Source organism: Pseudomonas sp. fls2-241-R2A-110 (genome assembly GCF_030209165.1).
GTDB lineage: Bacteria > Pseudomonadota > Gammaproteobacteria > Pseudomonadales > Pseudomonadaceae > Aquipseudomonas.
Genome location: NZ_JARVSN010000017.1, coordinates 253710 through 280342 on the forward strand (window position 1 = coordinate 253710; position 26633 = coordinate 280342).

Consider the following 26633-nt stretch of genomic DNA (forward strand, 5'->3'; position numbering starts at 1 on the left):
GGCCGCCGGGTGTGGTTATAATCGACCACTTTATGAGCAAGAAGCGCGTTATGCAGCTGGTTCGAGGCCTCCACAATCTGCGCCCCCAGCATCGGGGCTGTGTCGCCACTATTGGCAACTTTGACGGTGTTCACCGTGGCCACCAGGCTATCCTGGCGCGACTGCGTGAACGCGCCATCGAGTTGGGTGTGCCCAGCTGCGTGGTGATTTTCGAGCCACAGCCACGGGAATTCTTTGCCCCGGACACGGCGCCGGCCCGTCTGGCCCGGCTGCGGGACAAACTTCAGCTGCTGGCCGAGGAAGGCGTCGACCGCGTTCTGTGCCTGGCCTTCAATCAGCGCCTGAGCAAGCTGAGCGCCAATGAGTTCGTCGATACCATTCTGGTCGACGGCCTGGGCGTGCAGCACCTGGAGGTCGGTGACGACTTCCGGTTTGGTTGTGACCGCGTCGGGGATTTCGATTTCCTGCAGCACGCCGGTGTTCTTCAGGGTTTTACCGTTGAAGCGGCGCAGACCGTCGAGCTGGACGGTATTCGCGTCAGCAGCACTCAGGTCCGCAATGCCCTGGCCGCTGCCGATTTTGCCTTGGCCGAGCGGCTGCTCGGGCGTCCGTTCCGGATTGCCGGGCGCGTGTTGCATGGCCAGAAGCTGGCGCGTCAGTTGGGTACGCCGACTGCCAACATTCAACTCAAGCGTCGTCGCGTGCCACTGACCGGGGTTTACCTGGTCAATGTCGACATCGACGGCAAGACCTGGCCAGGCGTTGCCAATATTGGCGTGCGGCCAACTGTTCAAGGTGATGGCAAAGCCCACCTTGAAGTGCATCTTTTAGATTTTGCCGGCGATCTGTATGACCGGCGTTTGACGGTGGTTTTCCACCACAAGCTGCGTGAAGAGCAGCGTTTCGCCTCTCTGGAGGCGCTTAAGACGGCGATCAATGCGGATGTTGCCGCCGCCCGTGCCCTGTCGCACCTAGCGCCAATCGCTAATGAAGAGCCTTAAATGACCGACTATAAAGCCACGCTAAACCTTCCGGACACCGCCTTCCCAATGAAGGCCGGCCTGCCTCAGCGCGAACCGCAGATTCTGCAGCGCTGGGACAGCATTGGCCTGTACGGTAAGTTGCGCGAGATTGGCAAGGATCGTCCGAAGTTCGTACTGCACGACGGTCCTCCGTACGCCAACGGCACGATTCACATCGGTCATGCGCTGAACAAGATTCTCAAGGACATGATCATCCGTTCGAAAACCCTGTCGGGTTTCGACGCGCCTTATGTTCCGGGCTGGGACTGCCACGGCCTGCCGATCGAACACAAAGTTGAAGTGACCCACGGTAAAAACCTGGGCGCGGACAAGACCCGCGAACTGTGCCGTGCCTACGCCACCGAGCAGATCGAAGGCCAGAAATCCGAATTCATCCGTCTGGGCGTGTTGGGCGACTTCGCCAACCCGTACAAGACCATGGACTTCAAAAACGAGGCCGGTGAAATCCGCGCCCTGGCTGAAATCGTCAAGGGCGGTTTCGTGTTCAAGGGCCTCAAGCCTGTGAACTGGTGCTTCGACTGCGGTTCGGCCCTGGCTGAAGCGGAAGTCGAGTACGAAAACAAAAAGTCCTCGACCATCGACGTAGCGTTCCCGATTGCCGATGAGGCCGAACTGGCTGCCGCTTTCGGTCTGGCGTCGTTGGCCAAACCGGCTTCGATCGTGATCTGGACCACCACCCCGTGGACCATTCCGGCCAACCAGGCGCTGAACGTCCACCCGGAATTCAACTACGCCCTGGTCGATGTCGGCGACAAGCTGCTGATACTGGCTGAAGAGCTGGTCGAGTCGTGCCTGGCCCGTTACAGCCTGGAAGGCTCGGTCATCGCGACCACTACCGGTAAAGCGCTGGAGCTGATCAACTTCCGTCACCCGTTCTACGATCGCCTGTCGCCAGTTTACCTGGCCGAGTACGTTGAACTGGGCGCGGGTACAGGTGTGGTTCACTCCTCGCCAGCGTACGGCGTGGACGACTTCGTGACCTGCAAGAAGTACGGCATGGTCAACGACGACATCATTAATCCGGTGCAAAGCAACGGCGTTTACGTGCCATCGCTGGAGTTCTTCGGCGGCCAGTTCATCTGGAAAGCCAACCCGGCCATCGTCGACAAACTGACCGAAGTCGGTGCGTTGCTGCACACCAGCATCATCGAACACAGCTACATGCATTGCTGGCGTCACAAGACTCCGTTGATCTACCGCGCCACCGCGCAGTGGTTCATCGGCATGGACAAAGAACCTGTGACCGGCGACACCCTGCGCAAGCGGGCGATCAAAGCCATCGAAGAGACCAAGTTCGTTCCGGCCTGGGGCCAGGCGCGCCTGCACTCGATGATCGCCAACCGTCCGGACTGGTGTATCTCCCGCCAGCGCAACTGGGGCGTGCCGATCCCGTTCTTCCTGAACAAGGAAAGCGGCGAACTGCACCCGCGTACCGCTGAACTGATGGAAGAAGTGGCCAAGCGCGTCGAAGTCGAAGGCATCGAAGCCTGGTTCAAGATGGACGCCGCCGAGTTGCTCGGTGATGAGGCGCCGCAATACGACAAGATCAGCGACACCCTGGACGTCTGGTTCGATTCGGGCACCACGCACTGGCACGTCCTGCGCGGTTCGCACCCGATGGGCCACGAGACCGGTCCACGTGCCGACCTGTACCTGGAAGGCTCGGATCAACACCGCGGCTGGTTCCATTCGTCGCTGCTGACCGGTTGCGCCATCGACAACCACGCGCCGTACCGCGAGCTGCTGACCCACGGCTTCACCGTCGATGAGTCCGGCCGCAAAATGTCCAAGTCCCTGGGCAACGTGATCGCGCCGCAAAAGGTCAACGACACCCTGGGCGCCGACATCATGCGTCTGTGGGTTGCATCGACCGATTACTCGGGCGAAATGGCCGTTTCCGAGCAGATTCTGCAGCGCAGCGCGGACGCCTACCGGCGTATCCGTAACACCGCACGTTTCCTGCTTTCGAACCTGACCGGTTTCAACCCGGCCACCGACATCCTGCCCGCCGAAGAAATGCTGGCGCTGGACCGTTGGGCCGTGGACCGTACCCTGCTGCTGCAACGCGAGTTGCAAGAGCATTACGGCGAGTACCGCTTCTGGAACGTCTACTCCAAGATCCACAACTTCTGCGTGCAGGAGTTGGGTGGTTTCTACCTCGACATCATCAAGGACCGTCAGTACACCACTGGCGCCAACAGCAAGGCTCGCCGCTCGGCGCAAACCGCGCTGTACCACATCTCTGAAGCGCTGGTGCGCTGGATCGCTCCGATCCTTGCGTTCACCGCCGACGAACTGTGGGAATACCTGCCGGGCGAGCGTAACGAATCGGTCATGCTCAACACTTGGTACGAAGGCCTGAGCGAACTGCCGGCAGACGTCGAACTGGGCCGCGCCTATTGGGAGCGGATCATGGAAGTCAAGGTAGCGGTCAACAAGGAAATGGAAATCCAGCGCGCGGCCAAGGCCGTCGGTGGCAACCTGCAAGCCGAAGTGACGCTGTTCGCCGAAGAGGCGCTGAGCGCCGACCTGGCCAAGTTGAGCAACGAACTGCGCTTCGTGCTGATCACCTCGACCGCCACGGTTGCACCGTTCGTGCAGGCGCCGGCCGATGCCGTGGTCACCGAAGTCAGCGGTTTGAAACTGCAAGTGGTCAAGTCGAGCCACGCCAAGTGCGCCCGTTGCTGGCACTGCCGCGAGGACGTCGGCGTGAACCCGGAGCATCCGGAAATCTGCGGTCGTTGCGTCGACAACATCAGCGGCGCTGGCGAGGTTCGTCACTATGCCTAATGCGGCTGGCCGTTTCGGACGGCTGAGCTGGCTCTGGTTGAGTTTGCTGGTCCTGGTCATCGACCAGGCCAGCAAGTTCTACTTCGAAGGCAAGCTCGAGATGTACCAGCAAATCGTGGTGATCCCCGATTTGTTCAGTTGGACCCTGGCCTATAACACCGGCGCGGCGTTCAGCTTCCTGGCCGACAGCTCCGGCTGGCAGCGCTGGTTGTTCGCCCTGATTGCCGTCGTGGTCAGTGCGGTGCTGGTGGTGTGGCTCAAGCGCCTGGGGCGCAACGAAACCTGGCTGGCGATTGCGCTGGCCCTGGTACTCGGTGGCGCGCTGGGCAATCTGTATGACCGCATTGCCCTGGGCCATGTGATCGACTTCATTCTGGTGCATTGGCAGAACCGCTGGTATTTCCCGGCGTTCAACTTTGCCGACAGTGCAATTACTGTCGGTGCCGTGATGCTGGCGCTGGATATGTTCAAAAGTAAGAAGACCGGAGAAGCCGTTCATGACTGAACAGGTATTGGCTGAGCAACGCATCCGCCAGAACACGGAAGTCACCTTGCACTTTGCACTGCGCCTGGAGAATGGCGACACCGTCGACAGCACCTTCGACAAAGCCCCGGCGACCTTCAAGGTCGGTGACGGCAACCTGTTGCCAGGTTTCGAAGCCGCGCTGTTCGGCTTCAAGGCGGGCGACAAGCGTACTCTGACGATTCTGCCGGAAAACGCGTTCGGCCAGCCCAACCCGCAGAACGTGCAGATCATTCCTCGTTCGCAGTTCAAGGACATGGAACTGTCGCCCGGTTTGCTGGTGATCTTCAACGATGCGGCGAATACCGAACTGCCCGGTGTGGTGAAGGAATTCGATGACGAGCAAGTGACCATCGACTTCAACCATCCGCTGGCCGGTAAAACCTTGACCTTTGACGTCGAGATCATCAGCGTAAAATCGCTGTAACTGACCGAACATGGTCAACTGTGGGAGCAGGCTCGCTCCCACAGTCGGTTTTTCACTGTTTTTGCTATTTCTTGCGCGCAAGACACGAGGCACAGCATGCAAATCAAACTCGCCAACCCCCGTGGCTTTTGCGCCGGTGTGGACCGCGCGATCGAAATCGTCAACCGCGCCCTGGAAGTCTTCGGGCCGCCGATCTATGTGCGTCATGAAGTGGTCCACAACAAATTCGTCGTCGAAGACCTGCGTGCGCGCGGGGCGATCTTCGTCGAAGAGCTGGATCAGGTGCCGGACGATGTCATCGTTATCTTCAGTGCCCACGGCGTTTCCCAGGCCGTACGTACCGAAGCAGCCGGCCGTGGATTGAAAGTATTCGATGCGACATGCCCGCTGGTAACCAAGGTGCACATCGAAGTTGCGCGCTACAGCCGCGACGGCCGTGAATGCATCCTCATCGGCCACGCCGGTCATCCGGAAGTCGAAGGCACCATGGGCCAGTACGATGGCAGCAATGGTGGTGCGATCTATCTGGTTGAAGACGAGAAAGACGTCGCCTCGTTGCAGGTCAACAACCCGGAAAAACTGGCGTTTGTGACCCAGACCACCCTGTCCATGGACGACACCAGCCGCGTGATCGACGCGCTGCGTACGCGCTTCCCGGCGATCGGTGGCCCGCGTAAGGACGACATCTGCTATGCCACGCAAAACCGCCAGGATGCGGTCAAACAACTGGCCGACGAGTGCGACGTGGTACTGGTGGTCGGCAGCCCGAACAGCTCCAACTCCAACCGCTTGCGTGAACTCGCCGAGCGCATGGCTACCCCGGCCTATCTGATCGACGGTGCCGAAGACTTGCAAAAGAGCTGGTTCGAAGGTGTCGAGCGCATCGGCATTACCGCCGGCGCCTCTGCGCCGGAAGTTCTGGTGCGTGGTGTGATCCAGCAGTTGCAGGCCTGGGGTGCAACCGGTGCCGATGAGCTGGCTGGTCGCGAGGAGAACATTACGTTCTCCATGCCTAAAGAGTTACGGGTCCGCTCGCTGCTCTGAGTTTTATCCTCGTTCGCATAACGCCTGTGCAGTCTGTTTGCTGCGCAGGCTGACGCGACCACTCGAGGCCAGCACCACCTGGTACTGACTTACCGGTTCGCGGGCTGCGCAAACGTGCAGCGTTCCCGATTGAAATCCACCGTACAGCGGTTCTCCCAGATGACTGAAGCGTACGGAAGTCTGGACATGCTGATTGCCGAAGATCGACACCCGAGTGCTGCTCTGGTGCTCTACCAGCAGCGGATTGCTGCTGTCCTCCTGGCCTCTGCCGCTAACATCCACAATGATCCGCCAACCCTGACCCCAGTCGTCGTTTATTCCGTGGATGATGACGGTCTGATTACGCGTGATCGCTGCGCTTCTGGCGTTGCGAATACCACTGGCGAGAGACTTCGCCGCCTCCTCGCGATGGTTCGCTTGCGTAAGCGCTGCAAACGCCGGACTGACCAATAGCAGAACAATCCCGACAATCGTCAGTCCCATAAGCAGTTCGATCAGGCTGAAGCCTCGCTGATGCATGACATCTCCCTCCATGGAGTGCGGCAGCCCGCGCATTCCCTGCGCGAGTAATGGCAAATCAACCGTACGCCTGCCGGTCGAATGTTCTAGCGTGTAGAAGCAGGTATAGCCGACGGCAACGGAGGGCACTGATGGATCTTCGTACAAAAGGTTTCACGCTGATCGAACTGCTGGTCTCGCTCGCGGTTTTTCTGATTCTGATCACGCTGGCCGTGCCAATGTTTACCCGGTCGGTGCAAAACACCAGGGCCGACACTGAAGTCGGTGATCTGCAACGCGGACTCAATTTCGCACGGCTTGAAGCTATCGACCGGGGCATTACCACCCGTTTGCGCCCCACGGCCGGTGGCAGCGTCTGGACCGGTGAGTTGACCGTCTACGACGGTACTGGCACGCCGGCCAATGTGTTGCGGGTTGTTCCTGCGATGAGCAGCGGCGCGACTCTGACGCTAACCTCAGGAGTGACCGCTATCGATTTCAACAATCTGGGCGGTTTATCCGCGCCATCCACACCCGTGGTGATCAGCTATGTGCTGGGGGCGCAAAGCAGGACGCTGAATGTGTGTTTGAACGGACGAATTCTATTGGGTGGAAGTTGCGGATGAGGGAGCGGAGCCAGCATGCACAGGGAGGCATGACGCTGATCGAAGTCTTGGTCGCGTTGGTGATTCTGACCGTGGGGTTGTTAGGTGCGGCGGCGATTCAGCTCAACGCGCTGAAGTACACCGACAGCTCACGGATGACCAGCCAGGCGAGTTTTATCGCCTACGACATCATGGACCGTATCCGTGCCAACTCCGGCGCCGATTACACCGTGACGCCACCGACGTCGGGCAACCTGAGCGTCGCCCGGGACCAGGACCTTTACGATTTCACCACCAACATCGTTAATTTCGGCGGCGCCACTGCTACCGGCACCATTACGTTGAACCAGCGCGTGTACACCATCACCATCACGTGGGATGACTCGCGTGCGGACAATATAGCCAACTCGCGTCGCAGCTTTGTCCTGACCAGTCGTGCCACCGTCGATCCGGTGGCGACACCATGAGCCGCTCCAGCCGAGGTTTTGGACTGATCGAGTTGTTGATCGCCCTCGCATTGAGCCTGATCGTGGTCCTGGGCGTGGCGCAGATTTTCATCGCTGCCAAGAACACTTACGTCAGCCAGAACACCGCCGCCGCCATGCAGGAAGATGCACGGTTCGTGCTGAGCAAGCTGACTCAGGAAATCCGTATGGTGGGAATGTTTGGCTGCCTGGGTGCGATCACTGACTCCAGCACTGCCGGGGACTTCAATGCCAGTCAGCTCGCGCCGATCAGTTGGGACAACGCCAACCTCAAGCTGACCCTGGTAACAGCCGATGTCGGCGCTAACGGCGGGGCGCCGACCTGGACGGTGGTCTCCGACTGTCGAAACACGGCAACTGCCTACACCGGGCTGCGCGTGCCGGCGTCGGGTTTTCTGGCGTTTCCGATTCGACGGCAGATCTACAGCTTCAGCAACAACAAAATAATGATGGGATCAGGCACGGGCACGCCGACCCAGTTCGTGTTGGTGGACAATGTCAGTGCCTTCAGCGTGAGCTTCGGTCTCGCCAGTTCAGCCACGGATGTGGCCGCTTCCAGTTACAGCAGCAATCCGTCCGACCCTGCACGAATTCGCAGCGTACGCCTGAGCCTGACCCTCACCGACCCGAACAGTCGGGTGCGCGACCAGACATTCAACGTGGTTGCCGCCTTGCGCAACAGGTTGCCATGAGGGTGACCGGCATGACTTCTCACACACAACGCGGCATGGCGCTGCTGGTCAGCCTGGTGTTTCTGCTGTTGCTGACATTGATTGGGCTTTCGTCGATGCAAAACGCGACGCTGCAGGAAAAAATGGCCGGCAGCGTGGGTCTGCGCAACCAGTCATTCCAGGGAGCGGAAGCGGCTCTGCGGGTCGGGGAGAGCGCAGTGCAACTGGACACTTACTCTTTGCCGGTTTGCAGTGGCACCACTCAATGCGCGCCCCCGGCCGAGTCGACAACGGTTTCCGCAGCAGGGCTCAATTCCACCTCCGGGGTGACATGGATTGCTTCCGGCCAGGGCTTTTATGGTGTGCAGAACATCGGCACCACGCTCACCGCCGTCAATGTGCCGAGCAATACCTCGGCGACGCTTTACCGGGTGACCGCCGTCGGCATCGCGGGCAGCTCGCGCAGCGTCGTGGAGAGTATTTATGCGAAGTATTAAAAAGCGCGGAGGGCTGTGGCAGCTGTTTTTCGGCGCGGTACTGGGACTGTACCTGTCGGCTCCGGCCTACGCCTTCACGCCTTCTGACTCGCCGCTGTTAAGTGCGGCGGCGGTGGTACCCAACGTGATGTTGCTGATCGACGATTCGGGCAGCATGAACAGCATCATTTATGCCGCCGGGTTTGATCCGACGGTCACCGGGCGAACGCCCGCCAGACAATGCAATTACTTCTTTGGACAGTGTTATAGCGGAACCGACATCGTCGGGGATTCGATCTTCCTTTCCAGCCTGCCGCAGTCCGGGTGTTCCGGGGGCGCCTACGCGTTTTACAACAACAGCCCGGCGCCTTTGTGCCTGAAGCTCCCGGACCCGGTCGGCAATGAAAATACCCGCTATACCGACGATTATCTGTCGTACCTGGTGGGCCTTGCCAACGGCAGCAACCGGGACTTCACCAACGGCTCGATCCCCAACGATTACCGCATAAACGTGGCGCGAAACGTGTCCACGACATTGGTTACCAGTAATCGCGCACTGCGCATCGGCCTTGCAACCTTCAATCCGGCCACCAGCAATAACCCCGGCAATGGCGGCTTCATCGCCCGATCAATCAGTGACCTGTCGCCGGTGAGCGGCAGCGTTACCCAGTCACAGGCCGATAACAACTACAGCAACCTGATCTCCTCCATTAACGGATTGAGTGCGGTGGCCAACACGCCACTGGCGGAAACCTACTACGAAATCACCCGGTATTTTCGTGGGATGGCGCCGTACTACAACTCCACACCGACGACTTACACCAGCCCGATTCAATACCGTTGCCAGAAGAACTACGGGGTGGTCATCACTGATGGCTTGCCGACGTATGACCGGACTTTTCCCAGCAATGATCCGCTGGGGCTGACCCGGCTTCCGAACTGGGACGGTGTGAACAATGACGGCAACAACCTCAACGGTGACGGTGAAGGCGATACGTTGTATCTGGACGATATCGCCAAGTTCGCCTTCGACATCGATATGCGCTCCACCGGCACCGATCTGGCAGGCAAAAGCTGGAATGCCGGGGATTTCCCCAAGCAGAACATGAACACCTACACCGTGGGTTTTACCGCAGCGAACCAGATGTTGTCGGACGCGGCCAACTACGGACAGGGCAAGTATTACCAGGCGACCGACAGCGCGGGGCTCAACAGCGCATTGTCCTCGGCGCTGAGCGACATTACGTCCAAGGCCGGCTCCGGTGGCGGTGGCGTCGCCAGCGGCGCCACCCTGGCCAGCAATTCGAGTTACTTCCAGACCAGTTACGACCCCAAGGACTGGCGCGGAACGATCAAATCCTTCGGCTTCACCTCGGCCGGCACGGTAAATACCGCCGCGACGCAGTGGACCACCGATACCACGATCGTTCCCGGTGCCACCGCGCCCACCTACCAGTCCTGGAACACCTTGACCAACGTGCCTGTCACGCTGGCCTACACGAGCTTCTCTGCGGCACAGCAGACCTCTCTCAACCAGAGTCTGCCAACGGGCATCAACGGCAACGATCTGGTGGAATGGAGCAAGGGCACCAACAAAACCGGGCTCAAGGTGCGCAGCGTACTGCTCGGCGACATCGTCAATTCCCCCCTTGTACTGGCTTCACCGACAGACAAAACAGCGTCCGACCTGGTGGGTGACAGCACCTACAGCACTTACCTGTCCACCAAGTCCACCAACATGAGTGCCAGTCTGGTGGTGAACGCCAACGACGGCTTTGTGAATGTCATCAACTCGGCCAATGGTGTCCGGCGTTATGCCTATATGCCGTCCAGTGTGCTGCCATCATTGCGCTATATCGCCGACCCGACCTACATCAATGGTGTGAGCCACAAGTTTTTGGTCGATGGTCAGGTCGGAGTGTTCGATGCTCAGTTCAGCAGCGCCTGGAAAACACTGGCTATTGGCGGAACCGGGGCGGGCGGCAGGACCTTCTATGCGCTGCAGCTGTTCGACGCCTCACTAGGCAACGTGTTCAAGGCGCTGTGGGAGATCAGCGCGCCTGCCGCTGCCACTCCCGCGAACGTATTCAATGACCTGGGTTATGCCTATGCACGACCGGAAGTGGCACGCTTGGCCGACGGTCGATGGGCGGCATTCATCTCCAACGGTTATGGCAGCAACACCGGGGTGGCTGCGTTGTATGTGGTGGATGTTCGTGACGGCTCATTGATCAAGAAAATCGTGGTCGACAGCGCGGATACCAACAATGGCCTGTCGTCGGTGAAGCTCAGGGTCAATTCGCAGAATGTGGTGCAGGCGGCCTATGGCGGTGATTTGAAAGGGCGGTTATGGAAGTTCGACCTGAGCGCGACGGCTCCTGACACCTGGGGCGTGGCATTTTCCGGCAAGCCGCTGTTCACCACCGCTGGCGGCGCGACCCAGCCGATTACAGCGCAGCCATTGCTGGCGGACAACTCGTTGGGCGGCAAGGAAGTGTTTTTCGGCACAGGTAAATTCAATGAGACTGCCGACAAGACCAACAAGGATCTACAGGCGTTCTACGCCGTATGGGACGCGGAAGGCGGGTCTGGTCAAATCACCGTTTCCAGTTTGCAGGCTCAAGCCGTGACCGGCGTATTCTCCGGCAGCACTGGTCAATTCATCACTACCAGCCAGAACGACGTGACCTATCCGGCCGAGAAGGGCTGGTACTTGCCACTGGTGTACAACAACGTGCTGACGGGGGAGCGGGTGATCAACCAGGCCAATCTGGTGTTGGGGCGGATCGTCTTTACCACGGCCAGTGTCGACACCACCGATCCGTGTGCCAGCTTCGGCACCGGCAAACTGATCGAACTGGATGCGTTCAGCGGTAAGATGCTCAACTACGCGGTGCTCGACACCAATAACGATTTGACGGTCGACAGCAACGACATAGTATCCAGCGGGGTGATTGTCAGCAGTGGTAATCCGACCTTGAACGCCGTCCTCAACGGTGGGACGCGCAAGGCCGTGAGCAATTCCGGTGGCGGCGTTGACACGCTGGTGGAAAAATCCGGCGGCGGCAGCCGTCGCATCATGTGGCGACAAATACAGTAAGCGAGAGTTGAGGAATGCGCAGATCCAACCGAGGTTTCACCCTGATCGAAATCATGATCGTGATTGCGATCATCGGCATCGTCATGACCATTGCCGCCCCGAGCCTCACCGAGTACGTGAAAAAAGGCCGCCGTACCGAAGTGGCCGGGCTGCTTTCCGAACAGGCGCAGATCCTTGAGCGTTTCTACTCGAAGAACAATGTCTACACCGGTATCACCGGGCTGAGCGTCGGCAATGACTTCTACACCATCACCCCGACGCTGACCGATCAGACTTTCCTGCTGACGGCTGCGCGCAAGACGGGCACTGCGATGGCGACCGACAAGTGTGGGGATTTCACCCTCACCAACACCGGCGTCAGAAGCATGGTCAATGCAACCGCCGGGCTGACCACCAAGGATTGCTGGGGCCGCTGAATTTTTCAGGGCGTCTTTTGCGCCCTCTGTCTTTTTAATGGTTGGATCAGAACATGAGCAGGCAACAGCAAGTGGTGATTGTCGGCGGCGGCGTGATCGGGCTGCTGACGGCATTCAATCTCGCGTCCGAAGTGCAACATGTTGTGCTGCTGGATCGTTCGAGCGTGGGACAGGAATCGTCATGGGCCGGTGGCGGAATTGTTTCGCCACTCTATCCATGGCGCTACAGCCCGGCCGTCACCGCGCTGGCGCATTGGTCGCAGGATTTTTATCCACAGCTCGGTGAGCGGTTGTTTGCAGCGACCGGGGTTGATCCTGAAGTGCATACCACCGGCCTGTATTGGCTGGATCTGGATGACGAGGCTGAGGCGCTGGCCTGGGCCCAGCGGGAAAACCGTCCGCTGCGGGCTGTGGATATCTCGGCAGCCCATGATGCCGTGCCGGTATTGGGTCCCGGTTTTTCTCGGGCGATCTACATGGCCGACGTGGCCAACGTGCGCAATCCCCGGTTGGTGAAGTCGCTGAAGGCCGCTTTGCTGGCGCTGCCGAACGTGACGATTCATGAGCAGTGCGAAGTCAGCGGGTTCATTCGTGACGGCGATAGAGTCGTTGGCGTGCAGACCTCGGCAGGTGCCGTTCATGGCGACGAGGTGGTTCTGACCGCCGGTGCCTGGAGCGGTGACTTGCTCAAAAAACTGGGGCTGGAACTGCCGGTTGAACCGGTGAAGGGGCAGATGATTTTGTATAAATGCGCGGCGGACTTCCTGCCGAGCATGGTCCTGGCCAAGGGCCGTTATGCGATTCCGCGGCGCGATGGGCACATTCTGATTGGCAGTACGCTGGAGCATGAAGGCTTCGACAAGACACCGACCGACGTCGCGCTGGAAAGCTTGAAGGCGTCGGCGGTGGAGTTGATTCCTGCGCTGGCGGATGCCGAAGTAGTCGGGCACTGGGCCGGATTGCGACCGGGTTCGCCGGAGGGCATTCCGTACATTGGCCGAGTGCCAGGGTTCGAAGGGTTGTGGCTCAATTGTGGGCATTACCGAAACGGGTTGGTGCTGGCGCCGGCGTCGTGTCAATTGTTTGCCGATGTAATGCTGGGCAGGGCGCCGATCATTGATCCGGCGCCGTATGCTCCCGAGGGACGGATTTAGTCGCCCTCAATCCAGGCCCAGTTTTTTCAGCCTGTAGCGCATCGACCGGAATGACAAATTCAACCGCTGAGCCGCCGCCGTGCGGTTCCAGCGGGTTTCCTCCAGCGCCTGGAGAATGAGTTTGCGTTCAACGTTTTCCAGATAGTCTTCCAGGTTATCGATCTGCGTCAGGTCCGGCGCGCCGGTCTCTGCGGTGCAGTTACCGTCGGAGAGGCGCAAGTCGCTGGCTTCGATCTGCTGGTTCTCGCAAAGGGTGTGAGCCCGCTCCAGCACGTTCTCCAACTCACGCACGTTGCCCGGAAAACGGTAGCCTTTGAGCGCGTCGAGGGCGAGCGAGTGGAGTTTTACGGCAGGGTGACCACTGCCGGCGGCCAGACGCTTGAGCACATGGCTGGCCAACAGTTCGATATCGTCTCGGCGTTCGCGCAAAGGCGGCACGCGTAGCTCGATCACGTTCAGCCGGTAGTACAAGTCCTGGCGAAAGCGTTCGGCGGCGACTTCGGCATCGAGGTCTTTGTGGGTAGCGCACAGGATGCGCACATCGACGACGGTTTCCTGTTGCCCACCGACGCTGCGAACGGCTTTTTCCTGTATGGCTCGAAGCAGTTTGACCTGCATGGCCAACGGCAAATCAGCGACTTCATCAAGGAACAGAGTGCCGCTATTGGCGGCATGAAATAACCCGGGTTTGTCTTCGATGGCGCCGCTGAAGCTGCCTTTGCGATGGCCGAAGAATTCGCTTTCCATCAGCTCCGAAGGAATGGCCCCGCAGTTCACCGCAACGAAGGGCTGATTGGCTCGCGAGCCTTGTTCATGAATCAGCCGTGCGACCAGTTCCTTGCCGCTGCCGGATTCACCGCTGATGTACACGGGCGCCTGGCTGCGAGCGAGTTTGTCGATTTGTTTGCGCAGGTTGCGCATGGGCAATGAGTCACCCAAGAGTCGACGATCAATGGCTGTACTGGCGCCGCCCGCCGCCGACAATCGCAAGGCACTGCTGACCAGCTCGCGCAGGCGGGTCAGATCGACCGGTTTGGTCAGAAAGTCGAATGCACCTGCCTTGAGCGCGTTGATTGCCGTTTCCAGGCTGCCATAGGCGGTGATCATTGCCACCGGTACGTGTGTGTAACGCTGCTGGATGAAATGCACCAGCTCAAGGCCGGTGCCATCGGGCAGGCGCATGTCGGTCAGGCACAGATCAAATGCCTCCCGCGCCAGCAAGGCTTGGGCTTCGCCAAGGTTACGGGCACTGAAGGTATCGAGTTTCATCCGTCCCAGGGTGATTTCCAGGAGTTCGCGGATATCCGGTTCGTCGTCGACGATCAGGACTTTCGGCCGTGGGCTGATGTTCAACTTTGTTTCCGTCCGTGAGCAAAAGTGATGCGAAAGCAGCCGCCGCCTTGGCGTGGTTTGAAGTCTAGGCGGGCCTGGTTGCTTTCGCACAGCTCACGGGACAGATAAAGCCCCAGGCCAGTACCCTGGCTGCTGGTGGTGAAGAACGGTTCGAACAAATGCGTCTGTTGATCCGGCGCCACGCCGGGGCCGTCGTCCACGACTTCGAGCACGGGTAGCTGGCTGTCGGCGTCGACGAACAACTCGAGCCAGACCTGCGCCTGGTCATGATTCATGGCGCTGTGGCGCCAGGCATTGCGCAACAGATTGTCGAGAATCTGGGTCAGTTGATTGGGGTCCATCAGGGTGTTGAAGTCGCCCGCGCCGATGTGCAGATGGATGTGCTGGCGCTCGTTGGCTCTTTCGCGGGTTTCGGCGACGAAGTGTTCCAGCCACGGCTTCAGATCGAGCCTTTGTGGCACGGCTTGCTGGCGGCGGGACAATTGCAGGACGTTTTCGATAACCCGATTCATTCGCTGAGAGTGGTCTTGGATGATTTGCGTCAGACGCCGGTCCGCGCTGTTCAGTTCCTCAGACTCGCGCAGCAATTGCGCAGCATGACTGATGGCACCCAACGGATTACGGATTTCATGGGCGATACCGGCGGTCAGACGGCCAAGGGCCGCGAGTTTCAGTTGCTGTGCCTGTTGCGAGATCTGGGCGAGGTCTTCGAGAAATACCAGGGTTCGATGGTTCGGGCTTTGGTCCAGGGCAATGAAGCTGGGTAGCAACTCCAGGCTGCTGCTGGTGATCTTCAGGCTTTGCGGTCGCAACGTCGGATTGTTGAGCCATAGCTGAAGGCGCTCGACCAAAGTCGGCGAGTAGTCGTCGATCAACTCTCCGTCGAGGTTTTTCTGCCCCAGCAAGGTCAACGCGCTGTGATTGGCCAGCTGTACCCGCCGTTGGTCGTCCAGCACCAGAATGCCGGTGCGCATGCGTTGCAGGATCAATGCGTTGAGCGCTTCGAGACCAACCACTTCACTGGCTCGCTGCTGGGCAAGGTTTTCGCTGACTTCCAGGCGTCGGGTCAGGCCTTGCACCAGCAGTGCCGCGGCAAAACACAACGCACCGAGCGTGCCCACTTGCAGGTAATCGCCAGGGCTGGTCGGTTGGCTGAAGCTCAGGAGAAAACTGAAACCGACGATGCCAAGGGACGCGACGGCGGCTATCAACAGGCCGATGCGCCCGCGCAACAGCGTATTGCTGATGGCCACCGACACGATCAGCAGGTTGCCGATGGCGCTGCCGACACCGCCAGCGGCATAGAACAATCCGCACAGCATCAGGACATCGACCCATGCCAGGGTGAAAAGCTGTGCCGGTCGCCGGGTGTTCTCCCAGAACACCACCAGCAAGATATTCAGCACCAGGTACAACCAGCTGCCACTGCGCAGCAAGTCATTCTTGGCGAAGGCCAGCAACTGGTTGTCCATGTTGCTGGAAATCAGCAACACCAACGTGATGCCGACGCTTAATCGGTAGAGATGGTAAAGGCGCAGCAGTCGCAGGGCCTGTTTGCTGCCGGGACTGGACGTCTCAGCGAGCACTGGGGCCCGGGCCTTGCTCAAGGTGAGCCTGGCTGCAATACCACTGTTGTTGAAGGCTCAATGCACGATCACGGGGCAGATGCACGCCGCAATGCGCACATCGGACCATGGGTGCTGCTTCCAGCTCGGCGGAGGACCTGGGGGCGGAAGTCGCTCCCTTGAACTTGCGCCAGAACCATACCGCGGCGGCAATCAGGGCGATCCAGAACAATAAACGAAGCATGGCGAGCTGCTTTATGGCGAGTGATTAGCCAGTTTAGCCAAGGACATGGCAGTCGCACAGCGTAATAAAAAAGGGAGACTCAAGAGTCTCCCTTTTTGCACAACCCGATGTGTCAGTCGAACACGCCGAAAGTCATGTAGCTGAACCACGAGCGGTCGCTGTTGTTGGCTTCGGAGTCGTGTTCCTCTTCTTCGATCACGTCGCCTTTTTCATTTTTAGGCTTGAGCTCGTTCGGAATCGCGTCCTTGGCATCCTGGAACTGCTTCTGCACGTCCTGGTTGGCGCGGGTTTCGCCCGGCGGCAGCGGCGGACGGGAGTCGATCAGGCCCAAAGTGGCCTTGCTCAGCCAGGACCGGTTGTCGGCTTCTGCGACCGACGGCTTGAACTCACCGTCCACCAGGCTTGGGTGGTTCGGGTAGTTGAGCTTCAGGGTTTGCAGGCTGGTGGCTGCCAGGTCGTCCAGGTGCAGACGCTGGTAGGCTTCAGTCATGACCGCCAGGCCGTCACCGACCGAAGGGGTTTCCTGGAAGTTTTCCACCACGTAACGACCACGGTTCGCGGCGGCGACGTAGGCCTGACGGGTCAGGTAGTAGTCGGCAACGTGAATTTCGTAGGAGGCCAGCAGGTTGCGCAGGTAGATCATGCGCTGCTTGGCATCCGGCGAGTAGCGGCTGTTCGGGAAGCGGCTGGTGAGCTGGGCGAACTCGTTGTAGGAGTCGCGAGCGGCACCCGGGTCACGCTTGGTCATGTCCAGTGGCAGGAAGCGCGCCAGCAGGCCGACGTCCTGATCAAAGGAAGTCAGGCCCTTGAGGTAATAGGCGTAATCCACGTTCGGGTGCTGTGGGTGCAGACGAATGAATCGCTCGGCGGCAGATTTCGCCGCTTCAGGCTCGGTGTTCTTGTAGTTGGCGTAAATGAGCTCGAGTTGAGCCTGATCGGCGTAGCGACCAAATGGATAACGCGACTCCAGCGCCTTCAGCTTGGCTGTGGCGGCGGTGTAGCTATTGTTGTCCAGATCGTGCTGAGCCTGCTGGTACAGCTCGACCTCGCTCAGGTTTTCGTCTACGACTTCCTTCGATGAGCAAGCAGCGGTCAATGCGAGGATGGCGATCAGCAGCAGGTGTTTCACTTGCATGGCGGCTTGCGTCCCTATGACGGCCGCTGTCTTGGGCGGGGCCGTCCTGTTATGATGAGTGCCCCGTTGAATAGCCTCGGGGCAAAAGACGCCGTATTTAACCACAAGCGCGCAGCCGAAACCAAAGGCTGTGCCGACGCCTAGTCTGAGCATGTCCGATAAAATTGAACTTCGCGCAGAGGTGCCGTCCGAATTGGGCGGCCAACGCCTCGATCAAGTCGCCGCACAATTATTCGCTGAGCACTCGCGCTCGCGCCTTTCCGCCTGGATCAAAGACGGCCGCCTGACTGTGGATGGGGCGGTAATCCGCCCGCGAGACATCGTTCACGGTGGCGCCATTCTTGAACTGACTGCCGAGCAGGAAGCTCAGGGCGAATGGATCGCTCAGGACATCGAGCTGGACATCGTCTATGAAGACGACGACATCCTGGTGATCAACAAGCCTGCGGGCCTGGTGGTGCACCCGGCTGCCGGTCACGCTGATGGCACTTTGCTCAACGCCTTGCTGCACCACGTGCCGGACATTATCAATGTGCCGCGCGCCGGTATCGTGCATCGCCTGGACAAGGACACCACCGGTCTGATGGTGGTGGCCAAGACCATTCAAGCGCAGACACAGCTTGTCACGCAATTGCAGAGCCGCAGCGTAAGCCGGATCTACGAATGCATCGTGATTGGTGTGGTGACCGCCGGTGGCAAGATCAACGCGCCGATCGGTCGTCACGGCCAGCAACGCCAGCGCATGGCGGTGATGGAAGGCGGCAAGCAAGCTGTCAGCCACTACCGCGTGCTCGAGCGTTTCCGCTCCCACACGCATGTGCGGGTGAAACTGGAAACCGGTCGTACGCACCAGATTCGCGTGCACATGGCACACATCAACTACCCGTTGGTCGGAGACCCTGCCTACGGCGGTCGCTTCCGCATTCCGCCGGCAGCCAGCGTGACCATGGTCGAATCGTTGAAGGCGTTCCCGCGTCAGGCACTGCATGCGCGGTTCCTGGAGCTTGATCATCCGACCACCGGTAAACGCATGAGCTGGGAATCGCCGTTGCCGGACGATTTCGTCTGGTTGCTGACACTGCTCAAGCAAGACCGTGAGGCGTTCATCGGATGAGTGACTGGCTGATTCCCGACTGGCCTGCGCCTGCCGGGGTGAAAGCCTGTGTAACCACCCGTGCGGGCGGCGTCAGTCTGACGCCGTTCGACAGCCTCAACCTCGGCGATCACGTCGACGACAATCCCGAATCTGTCGCCGAAAACCGCCGTCGCCTCACCGATCATTTCTCTATTCAACCGGCCTGGTTGCAACAGGTCCACGGCGTTGTCGTGGCACATGCTGACCCAGGCCGAGTGGTCACCGCAGACGCCAGCTGGACAGCAACGCCCGGCATTGCCTGCACGGCAATGACCGCCGATTGCCTGCCAGCACTGTTTTGCGACCGTGCCGGGACTCGCGTGGCAGCAGCCCACGCCGGTTGGCGCGGGTTGGCGGCGGGTATTCTGGAAGCGACCCTCGACAGTCTGGCGGTGCCTGCGGACGAAGTGCTGGTCTGGCTGGGCCCGGCCATCGGCCCGCAAGCCTTTGAGGTCGGTCCGGAAGTTCGCGAGACCTTCGTCGAGCAATTGCCCGAAGCCGCCAAGGCTTTCGTGCCGAGCCAGAATGCTGGAAAATTCATGGCTGACATCTATGAACTAGCGCGTTTGCGCCTGGCCGTTCGTGGTGTCACCGCTGTCTATGGTGGCGGTTTCTGTACCGTGACCGATTCACGCTTCTTTTCTTACCGCCGCAGTCCTCGCACTGGTCGGTTTGCCTCCCTTGTCTGGCTCGAACGCTAAACTTAGCTGACCTGCATCAACATCTCGCCGCTTGAATCTCCCAGAATCGACCGCATCTAGTGAGGTATCTGGCAGGTTTCTTCATTCAGGATGGTTTCTTAGGTCCGGCCTGCTCAAAAGGAAGGTGACCCATGCGTATAGACCGTTTAACCAGCAAGTTGCAGTTAGCCCTGTCCGACGCCCAATCCCTGGCTGTCGGTCTCGACCATCCCGGCATTGAGCCGGCGCACTTGATGCAAGCCATGCTTGAACAGCAGGGTGGTTCGATCAAACCTCTGCTAATGCAGGTGGGTTTCGACGTCAACAGCTTGCGTAAAGAGCTGACCAAAGAGCTCGACCAACTACCGAAAATCCAGAACCCGACCGGCGACGTGAACATGTCGCAGGACCTGGCGCGCCTGCTCAACCAGGCCGATCGCCTGGCCCAGCAGAAGGGCGATCAGTTCATTTCCAGCGAGCTGGTGCTGCTCGCCGCAATGGACGAGAACAGCAAGCTCGGCAAATTGCTGCTGGGTCAGGGCGTCAGTAAAAAAGCTCTCGAAAATGCGATTACCAACCTGCGTGGTGGCGAGGCGGTCAATGACGCCAACCACGAAGAATCGCGCCAGGCGCTGGACAAATACACCGTCGACCTGACCAAGCGTGCCGAAGAAGGCAAGCTTGACCCGGTTATCGGCCGTGACGACGAGATTCGCCGGACCATTCAGGTTCTGCAGCGCCGCACCAAGAATAACCCGGTCCTGATCGGTGAGCCTGGCGTGGGTAAAACCGCCATCGCCGAAGGCCTGGCCCAGCGCATCATCAATGGTGAAGTGCCGGACGGCCTTAAAGGCAAGCGCCTGTTGTCCCTGGACATGGGGTCGCTGATCGCTGGCGCCAAGTACCGCGGCGAATTCGAAGAACGCCTGAAGTCGTTGCTCAACGAGCTGTCGAAGCAGGAAGGGCAGATCATTCTGTTCATCGACGAACTGCACACCATGGTCGGCGCCGGTAAAGGCGAAGGCTCGATGGACGCCGGCAACATGCTCAAGCCGGCACTGGCTCGCGGTGAGTTGCACTGCGTCGGCGCGACTACGCTCAACGAGTACCGCCAATATATAGAGAAGGATGCGGCCCTCGAACGGCGCTTCCAGAAAGTGCTGGTGGACGAGCCGAGCGAAGAAGACACCATCGCCATTTTGCGTGGCCTGAAAGAGCGTTATGAGGTTCACCACAAGGTGGCGATCACCGACGGCGCGATCATCGCCGCGGCCAAGCTCAGTCATCGCTACATTACCGACCGTCAGTTACCGGACAAGGCCATCGACCTGATCGACGAGGCCGCCAGCCGCATTCGCATGGAGATCGATTCCAAGCCGGAAGTGCTGGATCGTCTTGAGCGTCGCCTGATTCAGCTGAAAGTGGAATCCCAGGCGCTGAAGAAAGAAAGCGACGACGCGGCGAAGAAACGCCTGGAGAAACTGCAGGAAGAAATCGTTCGTCATGAACGTGAGTATTCGGACCTCGAAGAAATCTGGAACGCGGAAAAAGCCGAAGTCCAGGGTTCTGCGCAGATCCAGCAGAAAATCGAACAGTCCCGTCAGGAACTGGAAGCTGCGCGCCGCAAAGGCGACCTCAACCGCATGGCCGAGCTGCAATACGGGATCATCCCGGACCTGGAGCGCAGCCTGCAAATGGTCGACCAGCATGGCAAAAGCGAAAACCAGTTGCTGCGCAGCAAGGTGACCGAGGAAGAAATCGCCGAAGTCGTGTCGAAGTGGACCGGTATTCCGGTGTCGAAAATGCTCGAAGGCGAGCGCGACAAGCTGATGAAGATGGAAAGCCTGTTGCACCAGCGTGTGATCGGCCAGGACGAAGCGGTGATCGCGGTTTCCAACGCGGTGCGGCGTTCGCGGGCCGGGTTGTCCGACCCGAATCGTCCGAGCGGTTCGTTCATGTTCCTCGGCCCGACCGGTGTCGGTAAAACCGAGTTGTGCAAGGCGCTGGCCGAGTTCCTCTTTGATACTGAAGAGGCGATGGTGCGGATCGACATGTCCGAGTTCATGGAGAAACATTCCGTGGCCCGACTGATCGGTGCGCCACCAGGCTACGTGGGCTACGAGGAGGGCGGTTACCTGACCGAGGCGGTGCGTCGCAAGCCTTATTCGGTGATCCTGCTGGACGAGGTCGAGAAGGCCCACCCGGACGTCTTCAACATCTTGCTGCAAGTGCTGGAAGATGGCCGACTGACCGACAGTCATGGCCGCACGGTGGATTTCAAGAACACCGTGATCGTCATGACATCCAACCTGGGCTCGGTGCAGATCCAGGAACTGGTGGGTGATCGCGAGGCGCAGCGTGCGGCGGTGATGGATGCCATCTCCACACATTTCCGGCCGGAGTTCATCAACCGGGTCGACGAAGTGGTGATCTTCGAGCCGCTGGCTCGGGATCAGATCGCGGGTATCACCGAGATCCAGCTGGGCCGTCTGCGCAGTCGTCTGACTGAGCGCGAGCTGAAACTGGAACTCAGTCCAGAGGCCATGGATAAGCTGATCGCGGTCGGTTACGACCCGGTGTATGGCGCACGGCCGCTCAAACGTGCGATTCAGCGCTGGATCGAGAACCCGTTGGCACAGCTGATTCTGTCCGGTCGGTTCATGCCCGGCGACACCGCCAAAGGTGTAGTGGAAAACGACGAAATCGTCTTTGCCTGATCCCTGAGGGCAGCAAAAGTGAAGAGGCCTCGCATTGCGAGGCCTTTTTTTCGTCAGGTTGTTGAACTGAAAGGAAAAGGCTTGTAAAGTGCGCCCCGCAGTAAGTCACCCGGAAGGGTTTCTGCTCCCCAAGCAGGAATCTGAAATAAGTTGCAAATCATTAACTTGAATGCAATTTAGGGGGTTGACAGAGGTGCTTAAGATTGTAGAATAGCGCGCCTCAGACACACGAACGCAGCGATGCGAACGGGTCGAAGAGATGCAACAAGCTTCACCGTTGTAAATTGAAATATGTAGTTCCGTGATAGCTCAGTCGGTAGAGCAAATGACTGTTAATCATTGGGTCCCAGGTTCGAGTCCTGGTCACGGAGCCAATTTCAAACCGGGGTATAGCGCAGTCCGGTAGCGCGCCTGCTTTGGGAGCAGGATGTCAGGAGTTCGAATCCCCTTACCCCGACCATTTTTGGGTCGTTAGCTCAGTTGGTAGAGCAGTTGGCTTTTAACCAATTGGTCGTAGGTTCGAATCCCACACGACCCACCATTTTTGAAACCAGTTAACGCTGGGATCAGATCTTAAGATCAGACGCCAAAAGCTCTGTTCGCAGAAGGCGCCTTTAAAAGGTGCCTTTTTTTTACCGGGGTATAGCGCAGTCCGGTAGCGCGCCTGCTTTGGGAGCAGGATGTCAGGAGTTCGAATCCCCTTACCCCGACCATATTAAAAATCCTCGTATCGAAAGATACGGGGATTTTTTTTGTCTTCGAAAAACAACACTTCAGTCATCGTACAACCGGCCGATAACGAGGCTGCGGGGTACTGCCAAATGACGCCCCCAATCCTGACCACTACAAGAAAAGGGCGTTCGTCATGTTGCTTCGTCAGTTGAATATTGCTCCTCGGGCCGCTCTGGGGTTTGCCTTGATCGCCGTGCTGGTGGCCTTGCTCGGCGTTTTCGCCCTGGGGCAGATGTCGAGTATCCGCAGCAGTGAGGTGGCGGTGGAGAAGCAATGGCTGCCGAGTATTCGCGGTGGCGACGAGATTCGCGAAATCATGCTGCGCATCCGTACGATCTCCCTGCGTATGGCGCTGGATCAGGACCCGAAGAACATTGCTCAGTACCGCAGCCAGATGGATACCCGGGACAAGGAGCTGAGCGACAAAATCGCCGCCTATGACCAGTTGGTCAACACCGACGAAGGCAAGGCTCTGTATGGCCAGTTCAAAACCACGTTTGCGGCTTACCGTGCCGGCATCGCCCAATCATTCTCCCTGGCCGAACAAGGGCGCCGTGACGAGCTGACCAAATTGTTGTTGGTGGACATGAAAACCGTGGTCGATGGCTCCGGCAAACAGCTCAATGACCTGGCAGACCTGTTTGCCAAACAGGTCGCCACCGAAAGCCAGAACTCCGCAGCGCACTACGACACTTCGCGAATGATCGTCAGCCTGTTCATCGCCCTCGCAGCCTTGGCCACCGTCGGCTTGGCGATGTTGCTGACGCGCAGCATCGTCAAGCCTTTGGGCGATGCGTTGAATGCCGCGGAGAACGTCGCCCGAGGCGATCTGACTCGCCCCATCGAAACCCACGGCAACGACGAAGTGAGCCGCTTGCTCAAGGCCTTGGCGACCATGCAACAGAACCTGCGTGAGACCTTGCAGGGTATCAGCGGCTCGGCGGCGCAATTGGCCACGGCGGCTGACGAGTTGAACGCGGTCACCCTCGACAGCACGCAAAACCTGCAGCAGCAGAACAACGAGATCGAACAAGCCGCCACCGCCGTCAATGAAATGACCACGGCGGTGGAGGAGGTCGCGCGCAATGCCGTGTCGACTTCCGATGCCACGCGCCAGTCCAGCGAATCTGCGCACGCCGGCCAGGAGCGCGTCAGCGAAACGGTGACGGCCATCGGCGCCCTCGCCAGTGATGTGCAAGTTACCGGCGGGTTGGTGCAGTCGTTGGCCAATCAATCCCAAGACATTGGCAAGGTACTGGATGTGATTCGGGCGATTGCCGAGCAAACCAATTTGCTGGCGCTCAACGCGGCGATCGAAGCGGCGCGTGCCGGGGAAAGCGGTCGGGGGTTTGCGGTGGTTGCCGACGAAGTTCGCGCACTGGCTTATCGCACACAGCAGTCGACCCAGGAAATCGAGCAAATGGTCCAAGGCATGCGCAGCGGTTCAACCCAGGCGCTGGATTCGATGCAGGCCAGTTCCTCGCGCGCAGCCGCCACGCTGGCTCTGGCCGAGCGAGCAGGGGAGGCGTTGCAGACGATCACTGCGTCGGTGCACCAGATTCACGAACGCAACCTGGTCATCGCCAGTGCCGCAGAAGAGCAGGCGCAAGTGGCGCGTGAAGTTGATCGCAACCTGGTGAACATCCGTGACCTGTCGGTGCGATCCGCCGCCGGGGCAGACCAGACCAACGCTTCAAGTCATGAGCTTTCACGGTTGGCCAACTCGTTGCGCACGATGGTGCAACGCTTCCAGGTGTAAATCCGCCAGACAAAAAAAGCCGCGCCTCTCGGTGGAGAAGCGCGGCCTGGTTTTTGGGCGTTTAGGCGCCGTCTTGGTCTTTCAGGTGCTCGAACAGACCTTTTGGCATTTTCTTGCCGTTGGCTTCGAAGTTGGCTTTCACGTTGTTGTAAGCCTCTTGCTCATCGATGAAGCCGTCATGGTTGGTGTCGATCTTGTCGAAATTGGAGTTCGGCGCGACTTTCTGGAATTCGGCGCGAGAGACTTTGCCGTCGCCATCCGTATCGGTCTTGGCCATCGACGCATCGCCACACTTGCCTTCACCACATTTGCCTTCAGGGGTTTTAACCACCTGTTCGGCCGAAGCCAGCAGGTAACCCTGAGTCAGAGGCTGCGAAGCGAAAACCGAGCCGGTCAACATCATGCCACCGGCCAAGACGGCGCCGAGCAGACCAATAGTGTTTTTGGTGGTACGGGACATTTCAACTCTCCTGGGTTGCACGACACAACCGTTCGATAAAGGACGCCACGTCAGGCGGCGGTAACCGTAGCTGGCTGGGTTGCCTTGCTCGGATGTGGTCATTTAACGGGCGGGGTGTATCGGTACTGTGTCGCGCAAGGGGGGAGTTTGTAAGCGAAGGGTCGAAATCGCGGGGGGAGATACAGTGAGACACAGATCTGTAAATCAATAGAGACCAACTGTAGGAGTGAGCCTGCTCGCGATTGGCACTAACATTCAACAGATAGGCTGAATGTCACTGCGCTATCGCGAGCAGGCTCGCTCCCACAATGGACCGAGTTAGTGCAGCTTCAGTCGCGGCTCTGTCCCACGCCCGATCTTGCTGCCCAGCATCAGCATCGCCGTACGAAACGCGCCATACAGCGCCATCTGGTGCATGCGGTACAGCGACACGTAAAACATCCGTGCCAGCCAGCCTTCCAGCATCACGCTGCCGGTCAGGTTACCCATCAAGTTACCCACAGCCGAAAAACGCGACAGCGAGATCAGCGAGCCGTAGTCGGTGTATTTGTATTCAGGCAATGCCTTGCCTTCGATCCGCAGCTTCAGCGATTTGGCCAGCAACGAAGCTTGCTGATGCGCCGCTTGGGCACGCGGCGGCACATTGCGATCGCTGCCCGGTTGCGGGCAGGCCGCGCAGTCACCGAAGGCGAAGATGTTCTCGTCGCGGGTGGTTTGCAGGGTCTGCAGCACTTGCAGCTGATTGATGCGGTTGGTTTCCAGGCCATCGATGTCCTTGAGGAAACCCGGTGCGCGAATCCCGGCGGCCCACACTTTCAGGCTGGCGTTGATCACTTTGCCATCGGCGGTGATCAGGCTGTCGGCCGTGACTTCGCTGACCGCGGCATTGGTCATGACGTTGACCCCGAGTTTCTCCAGGGTTTTATGCACAGGCCCGCCGATGCGTTCCGGCAGGGCTGGCAATACCCGAGGCCCGGCTTCGATCAGGGTAATGTGCATGTTTTCCGGTTTGATCCGGTCGAGCCCGTAAGCCGCCAGTTCATGCGCGGCGTTGTGCAGTTCGGCGGCCAGTTCGACGCCGGTGGCACCCGCGCCGACTATGGCGACGCTGATCTGCTCGACCTTGTCGGTTTGCCCGGCATGGGCACGCAGATAGTGGTTGAGCAATTGCTGGTGGAAGCGCTCGGCCTGCTTGCGGGTATCGAGGAACAGGCAATGTTGCGCTGCGCCCTGAGTCCCGAAATCATTGGTGGTGCTGCCGACGGCGATCACCAGCGAGTCGTAACCCAGTTCACGGGCCGGGACCAGCTCCACACCGGCTTCGTCGTAGGTGGCGGCCAACTGGATTTTCTTCTGTTCGCGATCAAGCCCGCTCATGCGCCCCAGCTGGAACTCGAAGTGGTTCCATTTGGCTTGGGCAACATAGTTGAGTTCGTCTTCGGAAGAGTTCAGCGACCCGGCCGCCACTTCGTGCAACAGCGGCTTCCAGATGTGCGTCAGGTTCGCGTCGACCAGCATCACACTGGCCGTGCCACGCTTGCCCAGAGTCTTACCCAGACGGGTAGCCAACTCCAGACCGCCGGCGCCGCCGCCAACGATGACAATACGATGAGTCATGGGG

General features: G+C 59.3%; 23 protein-coding genes and 4 tRNA genes. 20 read left to right on the top strand and 7 right to left on the bottom strand.

What is annotated here, in order from left to right:
- The first annotated feature begins 50 nt into the window (after positions 1-50).
- The 5 genes from ribF (at position 51) to ispH (ending at position 5827) form a co-directional block, all read left to right on the top strand.
- Positions 51-1001 carry a bifunctional riboflavin kinase/FAD synthetase gene (gene ribF / locus QRN31_RS13855; RefSeq protein ID WP_222588517.1) on the top strand — a complete coding sequence of 317 codons (951 nt, stop codon included), beginning with the start codon at positions 51-53 and terminating at the stop codon, positions 999-1001.
- Positions 1002-3833 (top strand): isoleucine--tRNA ligase, encoded by a 2832-nt coding sequence (ileS, locus tag QRN31_RS13860; RefSeq protein WP_285432547.1) that lies wholly within the window; start codon positions 1002-1004, stop codon positions 3831-3833. It begins immediately after the preceding gene.
- Positions 3826-4338 (top strand): signal peptidase II, encoded by a 513-nt coding sequence (gene lspA / locus QRN31_RS13865; RefSeq protein WP_090179761.1) that lies wholly within the window; start codon positions 3826-3828, stop codon positions 4336-4338. The genes ileS and lspA overlap by 8 nt, the downstream gene beginning before the upstream one ends.
- Positions 4339-4345: 7 nt before the next feature.
- Positions 4346-4783, top strand: coding sequence for an FKBP-type peptidyl-prolyl cis-trans isomerase (fkpB, locus tag QRN31_RS13870; RefSeq protein ID WP_285432583.1), 438 nt, complete (start codon positions 4346-4348; stop codon positions 4781-4783).
- 96 nt (positions 4784-4879) lie between these two features.
- A complete protein-coding gene (ispH, locus tag QRN31_RS13875) occupies positions 4880-5827 on the top strand; it encodes a 4-hydroxy-3-methylbut-2-enyl diphosphate reductase (protein ID WP_090179764.1) in 948 nt (315 codons plus the stop codon).
- Positions 5828-5830: 3 nt separating this feature from the next.
- On the opposite strand, the gene QRN31_RS13880 is transcribed toward ispH, so the two are convergent.
- Complete coding sequence (locus QRN31_RS13880; RefSeq protein ID WP_285432584.1) at positions 5831-6346, bottom strand: GspH/FimT family pseudopilin; 516 nt, start codon at positions 6344-6346, stop codon at positions 5831-5833.
- A gap of 131 nt (positions 6347-6477) precedes the next feature.
- Here QRN31_RS13880 and QRN31_RS13885 point away from each other — a divergent pair, with 131 nt between their 5' ends.
- From QRN31_RS13885 to thiO, 7 genes are read left to right on the top strand one after another with little or no spacing between them, the layout of a single operon-like run.
- A complete protein-coding gene (locus tag QRN31_RS13885; protein WP_285432548.1) occupies positions 6478-6951 on the top strand; it encodes a GspH/FimT family pseudopilin in 474 nt (157 codons plus the stop codon).
- Entirely contained in the window at positions 6948-7397 is a 450-nt protein-coding gene (gene pilV, locus QRN31_RS13890; protein WP_285432549.1) for a type IV pilus modification protein PilV, read from the top strand. The genes QRN31_RS13885 and pilV overlap by 4 nt, the downstream gene beginning before the upstream one ends.
- On the top strand, positions 7394-8107 hold the full coding sequence (locus QRN31_RS13895) for a PilW family protein (protein WP_285432550.1): 714 nt from the start codon (positions 7394-7396) through the stop codon (positions 8105-8107). Before pilV ends, QRN31_RS13895 begins: the two co-directional genes overlap by 4 nt.
- Positions 8104-8583, top strand: a complete 480-nt coding sequence (locus QRN31_RS13900; RefSeq protein ID WP_285432551.1) for a pilus assembly PilX family protein — start codon at positions 8104-8106, stop codon at positions 8581-8583. Before QRN31_RS13895 ends, QRN31_RS13900 begins: the two co-directional genes overlap by 4 nt.
- Positions 8570-11662, top strand: a complete 3093-nt coding sequence (locus QRN31_RS13905) for a pilus assembly protein (protein WP_285432552.1) — start codon at positions 8570-8572, stop codon at positions 11660-11662. Before QRN31_RS13900 ends, QRN31_RS13905 begins: the two co-directional genes overlap by 14 nt.
- 14 nt (positions 11663-11676) lie before the next feature.
- On the top strand, positions 11677-12078 hold the full coding sequence (locus tag QRN31_RS13910) for a type IV pilin protein (RefSeq protein ID WP_285432553.1): 402 nt from the start codon (positions 11677-11679) through the stop codon (positions 12076-12078).
- A 53-nt stretch (positions 12079-12131) separates the two neighbouring features.
- Positions 12132-13232: a glycine oxidase ThiO gene (thiO, locus tag QRN31_RS13915; RefSeq protein ID WP_285432554.1), complete on the top strand. Its 1101-nt coding sequence runs from the start codon at positions 12132-12134 to the stop codon at positions 13230-13232.
- 6 nt (positions 13233-13238) lie between these two features.
- Here the strand turns inward: thiO and QRN31_RS13920 are convergent, their stop codons facing one another.
- From QRN31_RS13920 to QRN31_RS13935, 4 genes are all read right to left on the bottom strand, one after another.
- Positions 13239-14585 (bottom strand): sigma-54-dependent transcriptional regulator, encoded by a 1347-nt coding sequence (locus QRN31_RS13920; RefSeq protein WP_285432555.1) that lies wholly within the window; start codon positions 14583-14585, stop codon positions 13239-13241.
- Positions 14582-16171: a sensor histidine kinase gene (locus QRN31_RS13925; protein WP_285432556.1), complete on the bottom strand. Its 1590-nt coding sequence runs from the start codon at positions 16169-16171 to the stop codon at positions 14582-14584. The genes QRN31_RS13920 and QRN31_RS13925 overlap by 4 nt, the downstream gene beginning before the upstream one ends.
- A complete protein-coding gene (locus QRN31_RS13930; protein WP_285432557.1) occupies positions 16161-16394 on the bottom strand; it encodes a PP0621 family protein in 234 nt (77 codons plus the stop codon). Before QRN31_RS13930 ends, QRN31_RS13925 begins: the two co-directional genes overlap by 11 nt.
- Positions 16395-16506: 112 nt before the next feature.
- Entirely contained in the window at positions 16507-17529 is a 1023-nt protein-coding gene (locus QRN31_RS13935) for an outer membrane protein assembly factor BamD (RefSeq protein ID WP_285432558.1), read from the bottom strand.
- A gap of 151 nt (positions 17530-17680) precedes the next feature.
- Here QRN31_RS13935 and rluD point away from each other — a divergent pair, with 151 nt between their 5' ends.
- From rluD to QRN31_RS13975, 8 genes are all read left to right on the top strand, one after another.
- Positions 17681-18643: a 23S rRNA pseudouridine(1911/1915/1917) synthase RluD gene (rluD, locus tag QRN31_RS13940; protein WP_007942311.1), complete on the top strand. Its 963-nt coding sequence runs from the start codon at positions 17681-17683 to the stop codon at positions 18641-18643.
- Positions 18640-19365, top strand: a complete 726-nt coding sequence (gene pgeF / locus QRN31_RS13945; protein WP_285432559.1) for a peptidoglycan editing factor PgeF — start codon at positions 18640-18642, stop codon at positions 19363-19365. The genes rluD and pgeF overlap by 4 nt, the downstream gene beginning before the upstream one ends.
- Positions 19366-19496: 131 nt before the next feature.
- On the top strand, positions 19497-22061 hold the full coding sequence (gene clpB / locus QRN31_RS13950) for an ATP-dependent chaperone ClpB (RefSeq protein WP_285432560.1): 2565 nt from the start codon (positions 19497-19499) through the stop codon (positions 22059-22061).
- 298 nt (positions 22062-22359) lie between these two features.
- A tRNA-Asn gene (locus tag QRN31_RS13955) sits at positions 22360-22435 on the top strand.
- Positions 22436-22444: 9 nt separating this feature from the next.
- Positions 22445-22521: transfer RNA gene (locus QRN31_RS13960), tRNA-Pro, on the top strand.
- Between the two features lie 5 nt (positions 22522-22526).
- Positions 22527-22602, top strand: a tRNA-Lys gene (locus QRN31_RS13965).
- Positions 22603-22697: 95 nt separating this feature from the next.
- Positions 22698-22774 (top strand) — tRNA-Pro (locus tag QRN31_RS13970).
- 152 nt (positions 22775-22926) lie between these two features.
- Positions 22927-24552 carry a methyl-accepting chemotaxis protein gene (locus QRN31_RS13975; RefSeq protein ID WP_285432561.1) on the top strand — a complete coding sequence of 542 codons (1626 nt, stop codon included), beginning with the start codon at positions 22927-22929 and terminating at the stop codon, positions 24550-24552.
- Between the two features lie 61 nt (positions 24553-24613).
- On the opposite strand, the gene QRN31_RS13980 is transcribed toward QRN31_RS13975, so the two are convergent.
- Both QRN31_RS13980 and QRN31_RS13985 read right to left on the bottom strand, forming a co-directional pair.
- Entirely contained in the window at positions 24614-25012 is a 399-nt protein-coding gene (locus tag QRN31_RS13980) for an HvfA family oxazolone/thioamide-modified RiPP metallophore (protein WP_285432562.1), read from the bottom strand.
- A 318-nt stretch (positions 25013-25330) separates the two neighbouring features.
- Positions 25331-26629, bottom strand: a complete 1299-nt coding sequence (locus tag QRN31_RS13985; protein ID WP_090179815.1) for an NAD(P)/FAD-dependent oxidoreductase — start codon at positions 26627-26629, stop codon at positions 25331-25333.
- Between the last annotated feature and the right edge of the window lie 4 nt (positions 26630-26633).

What these genes read in the sequence shown, in the direction of transcription:
- ribF (WP_222588517.1), top strand. Translation starts at nt 51, where the DNA reads ATGCAGCTGGTTCGAGGCCTCCACAATCTGCGCCCCCAGCATCGGGGC.
- ileS (WP_285432547.1), top strand. Translation starts at nt 1,002, where the DNA reads ATGACCGACTATAAAGCCACGCTAAACCTTCCGGACACCGCCTTCCCA.
- lspA (WP_090179761.1), top strand. Translation starts at nt 3,826, where the DNA reads ATGCCTAATGCGGCTGGCCGTTTCGGACGGCTGAGCTGGCTCTGGTTG.
- ispH (WP_090179764.1), top strand. Translation starts at nt 4,880, where the DNA reads ATGCAAATCAAACTCGCCAACCCCCGTGGCTTTTGCGCCGGTGTGGAC.
- QRN31_RS13880 (WP_285432584.1), bottom strand. Translation starts at nt 6,346, where the DNA reads ATGCATCAGCGAGGCTTCAGCCTGATCGAACTGCTTATGGGACTGACG.
- QRN31_RS13885 (WP_285432548.1), top strand. Translation starts at nt 6,478, where the DNA reads ATGGATCTTCGTACAAAAGGTTTCACGCTGATCGAACTGCTGGTCTCG.
- pilV (WP_285432549.1), top strand. Translation starts at nt 6,948, where the DNA reads ATGAGGGAGCGGAGCCAGCATGCACAGGGAGGCATGACGCTGATCGAA.
- QRN31_RS13895 (WP_285432550.1), top strand. Translation starts at nt 7,394, where the DNA reads ATGAGCCGCTCCAGCCGAGGTTTTGGACTGATCGAGTTGTTGATCGCC.
- QRN31_RS13900 (WP_285432551.1), top strand. Translation starts at nt 8,104, where the DNA reads ATGAGGGTGACCGGCATGACTTCTCACACACAACGCGGCATGGCGCTG.
- QRN31_RS13905 (WP_285432552.1), top strand. Translation starts at nt 8,570, where the DNA reads ATGCGAAGTATTAAAAAGCGCGGAGGGCTGTGGCAGCTGTTTTTCGGC.
- QRN31_RS13910 (WP_285432553.1), top strand. Translation starts at nt 11,677, where the DNA reads ATGCGCAGATCCAACCGAGGTTTCACCCTGATCGAAATCATGATCGTG.
- thiO (WP_285432554.1), top strand. Translation starts at nt 12,132, where the DNA reads ATGAGCAGGCAACAGCAAGTGGTGATTGTCGGCGGCGGCGTGATCGGG.
- QRN31_RS13930 (WP_285432557.1), bottom strand. Translation starts at nt 16,394, where the DNA reads ATGCTTCGTTTATTGTTCTGGATCGCCCTGATTGCCGCCGCGGTATGG.
- QRN31_RS13935 (WP_285432558.1), bottom strand. Translation starts at nt 17,529, where the DNA reads ATGCAAGTGAAACACCTGCTGCTGATCGCCATCCTCGCATTGACCGCT.
- rluD (WP_007942311.1), top strand. Translation starts at nt 17,681, where the DNA reads ATGTCCGATAAAATTGAACTTCGCGCAGAGGTGCCGTCCGAATTGGGC.
- pgeF (WP_285432559.1), top strand. Translation starts at nt 18,640, where the DNA reads ATGAGTGACTGGCTGATTCCCGACTGGCCTGCGCCTGCCGGGGTGAAA.
- clpB (WP_285432560.1), top strand. Translation starts at nt 19,497, where the DNA reads ATGCGTATAGACCGTTTAACCAGCAAGTTGCAGTTAGCCCTGTCCGAC.
- QRN31_RS13975 (WP_285432561.1), top strand. Translation starts at nt 22,927, where the DNA reads ATGTTGCTTCGTCAGTTGAATATTGCTCCTCGGGCCGCTCTGGGGTTT.
- QRN31_RS13980 (WP_285432562.1), bottom strand. Translation starts at nt 25,012, where the DNA reads ATGTCCCGTACCACCAAAAACACTATTGGTCTGCTCGGCGCCGTCTTG.
- QRN31_RS13985 (WP_090179815.1), bottom strand. Translation starts at nt 26,629, where the DNA reads ATGACTCATCGTATTGTCATCGTTGGCGGCGGCGCCGGCGGTCTGGAG.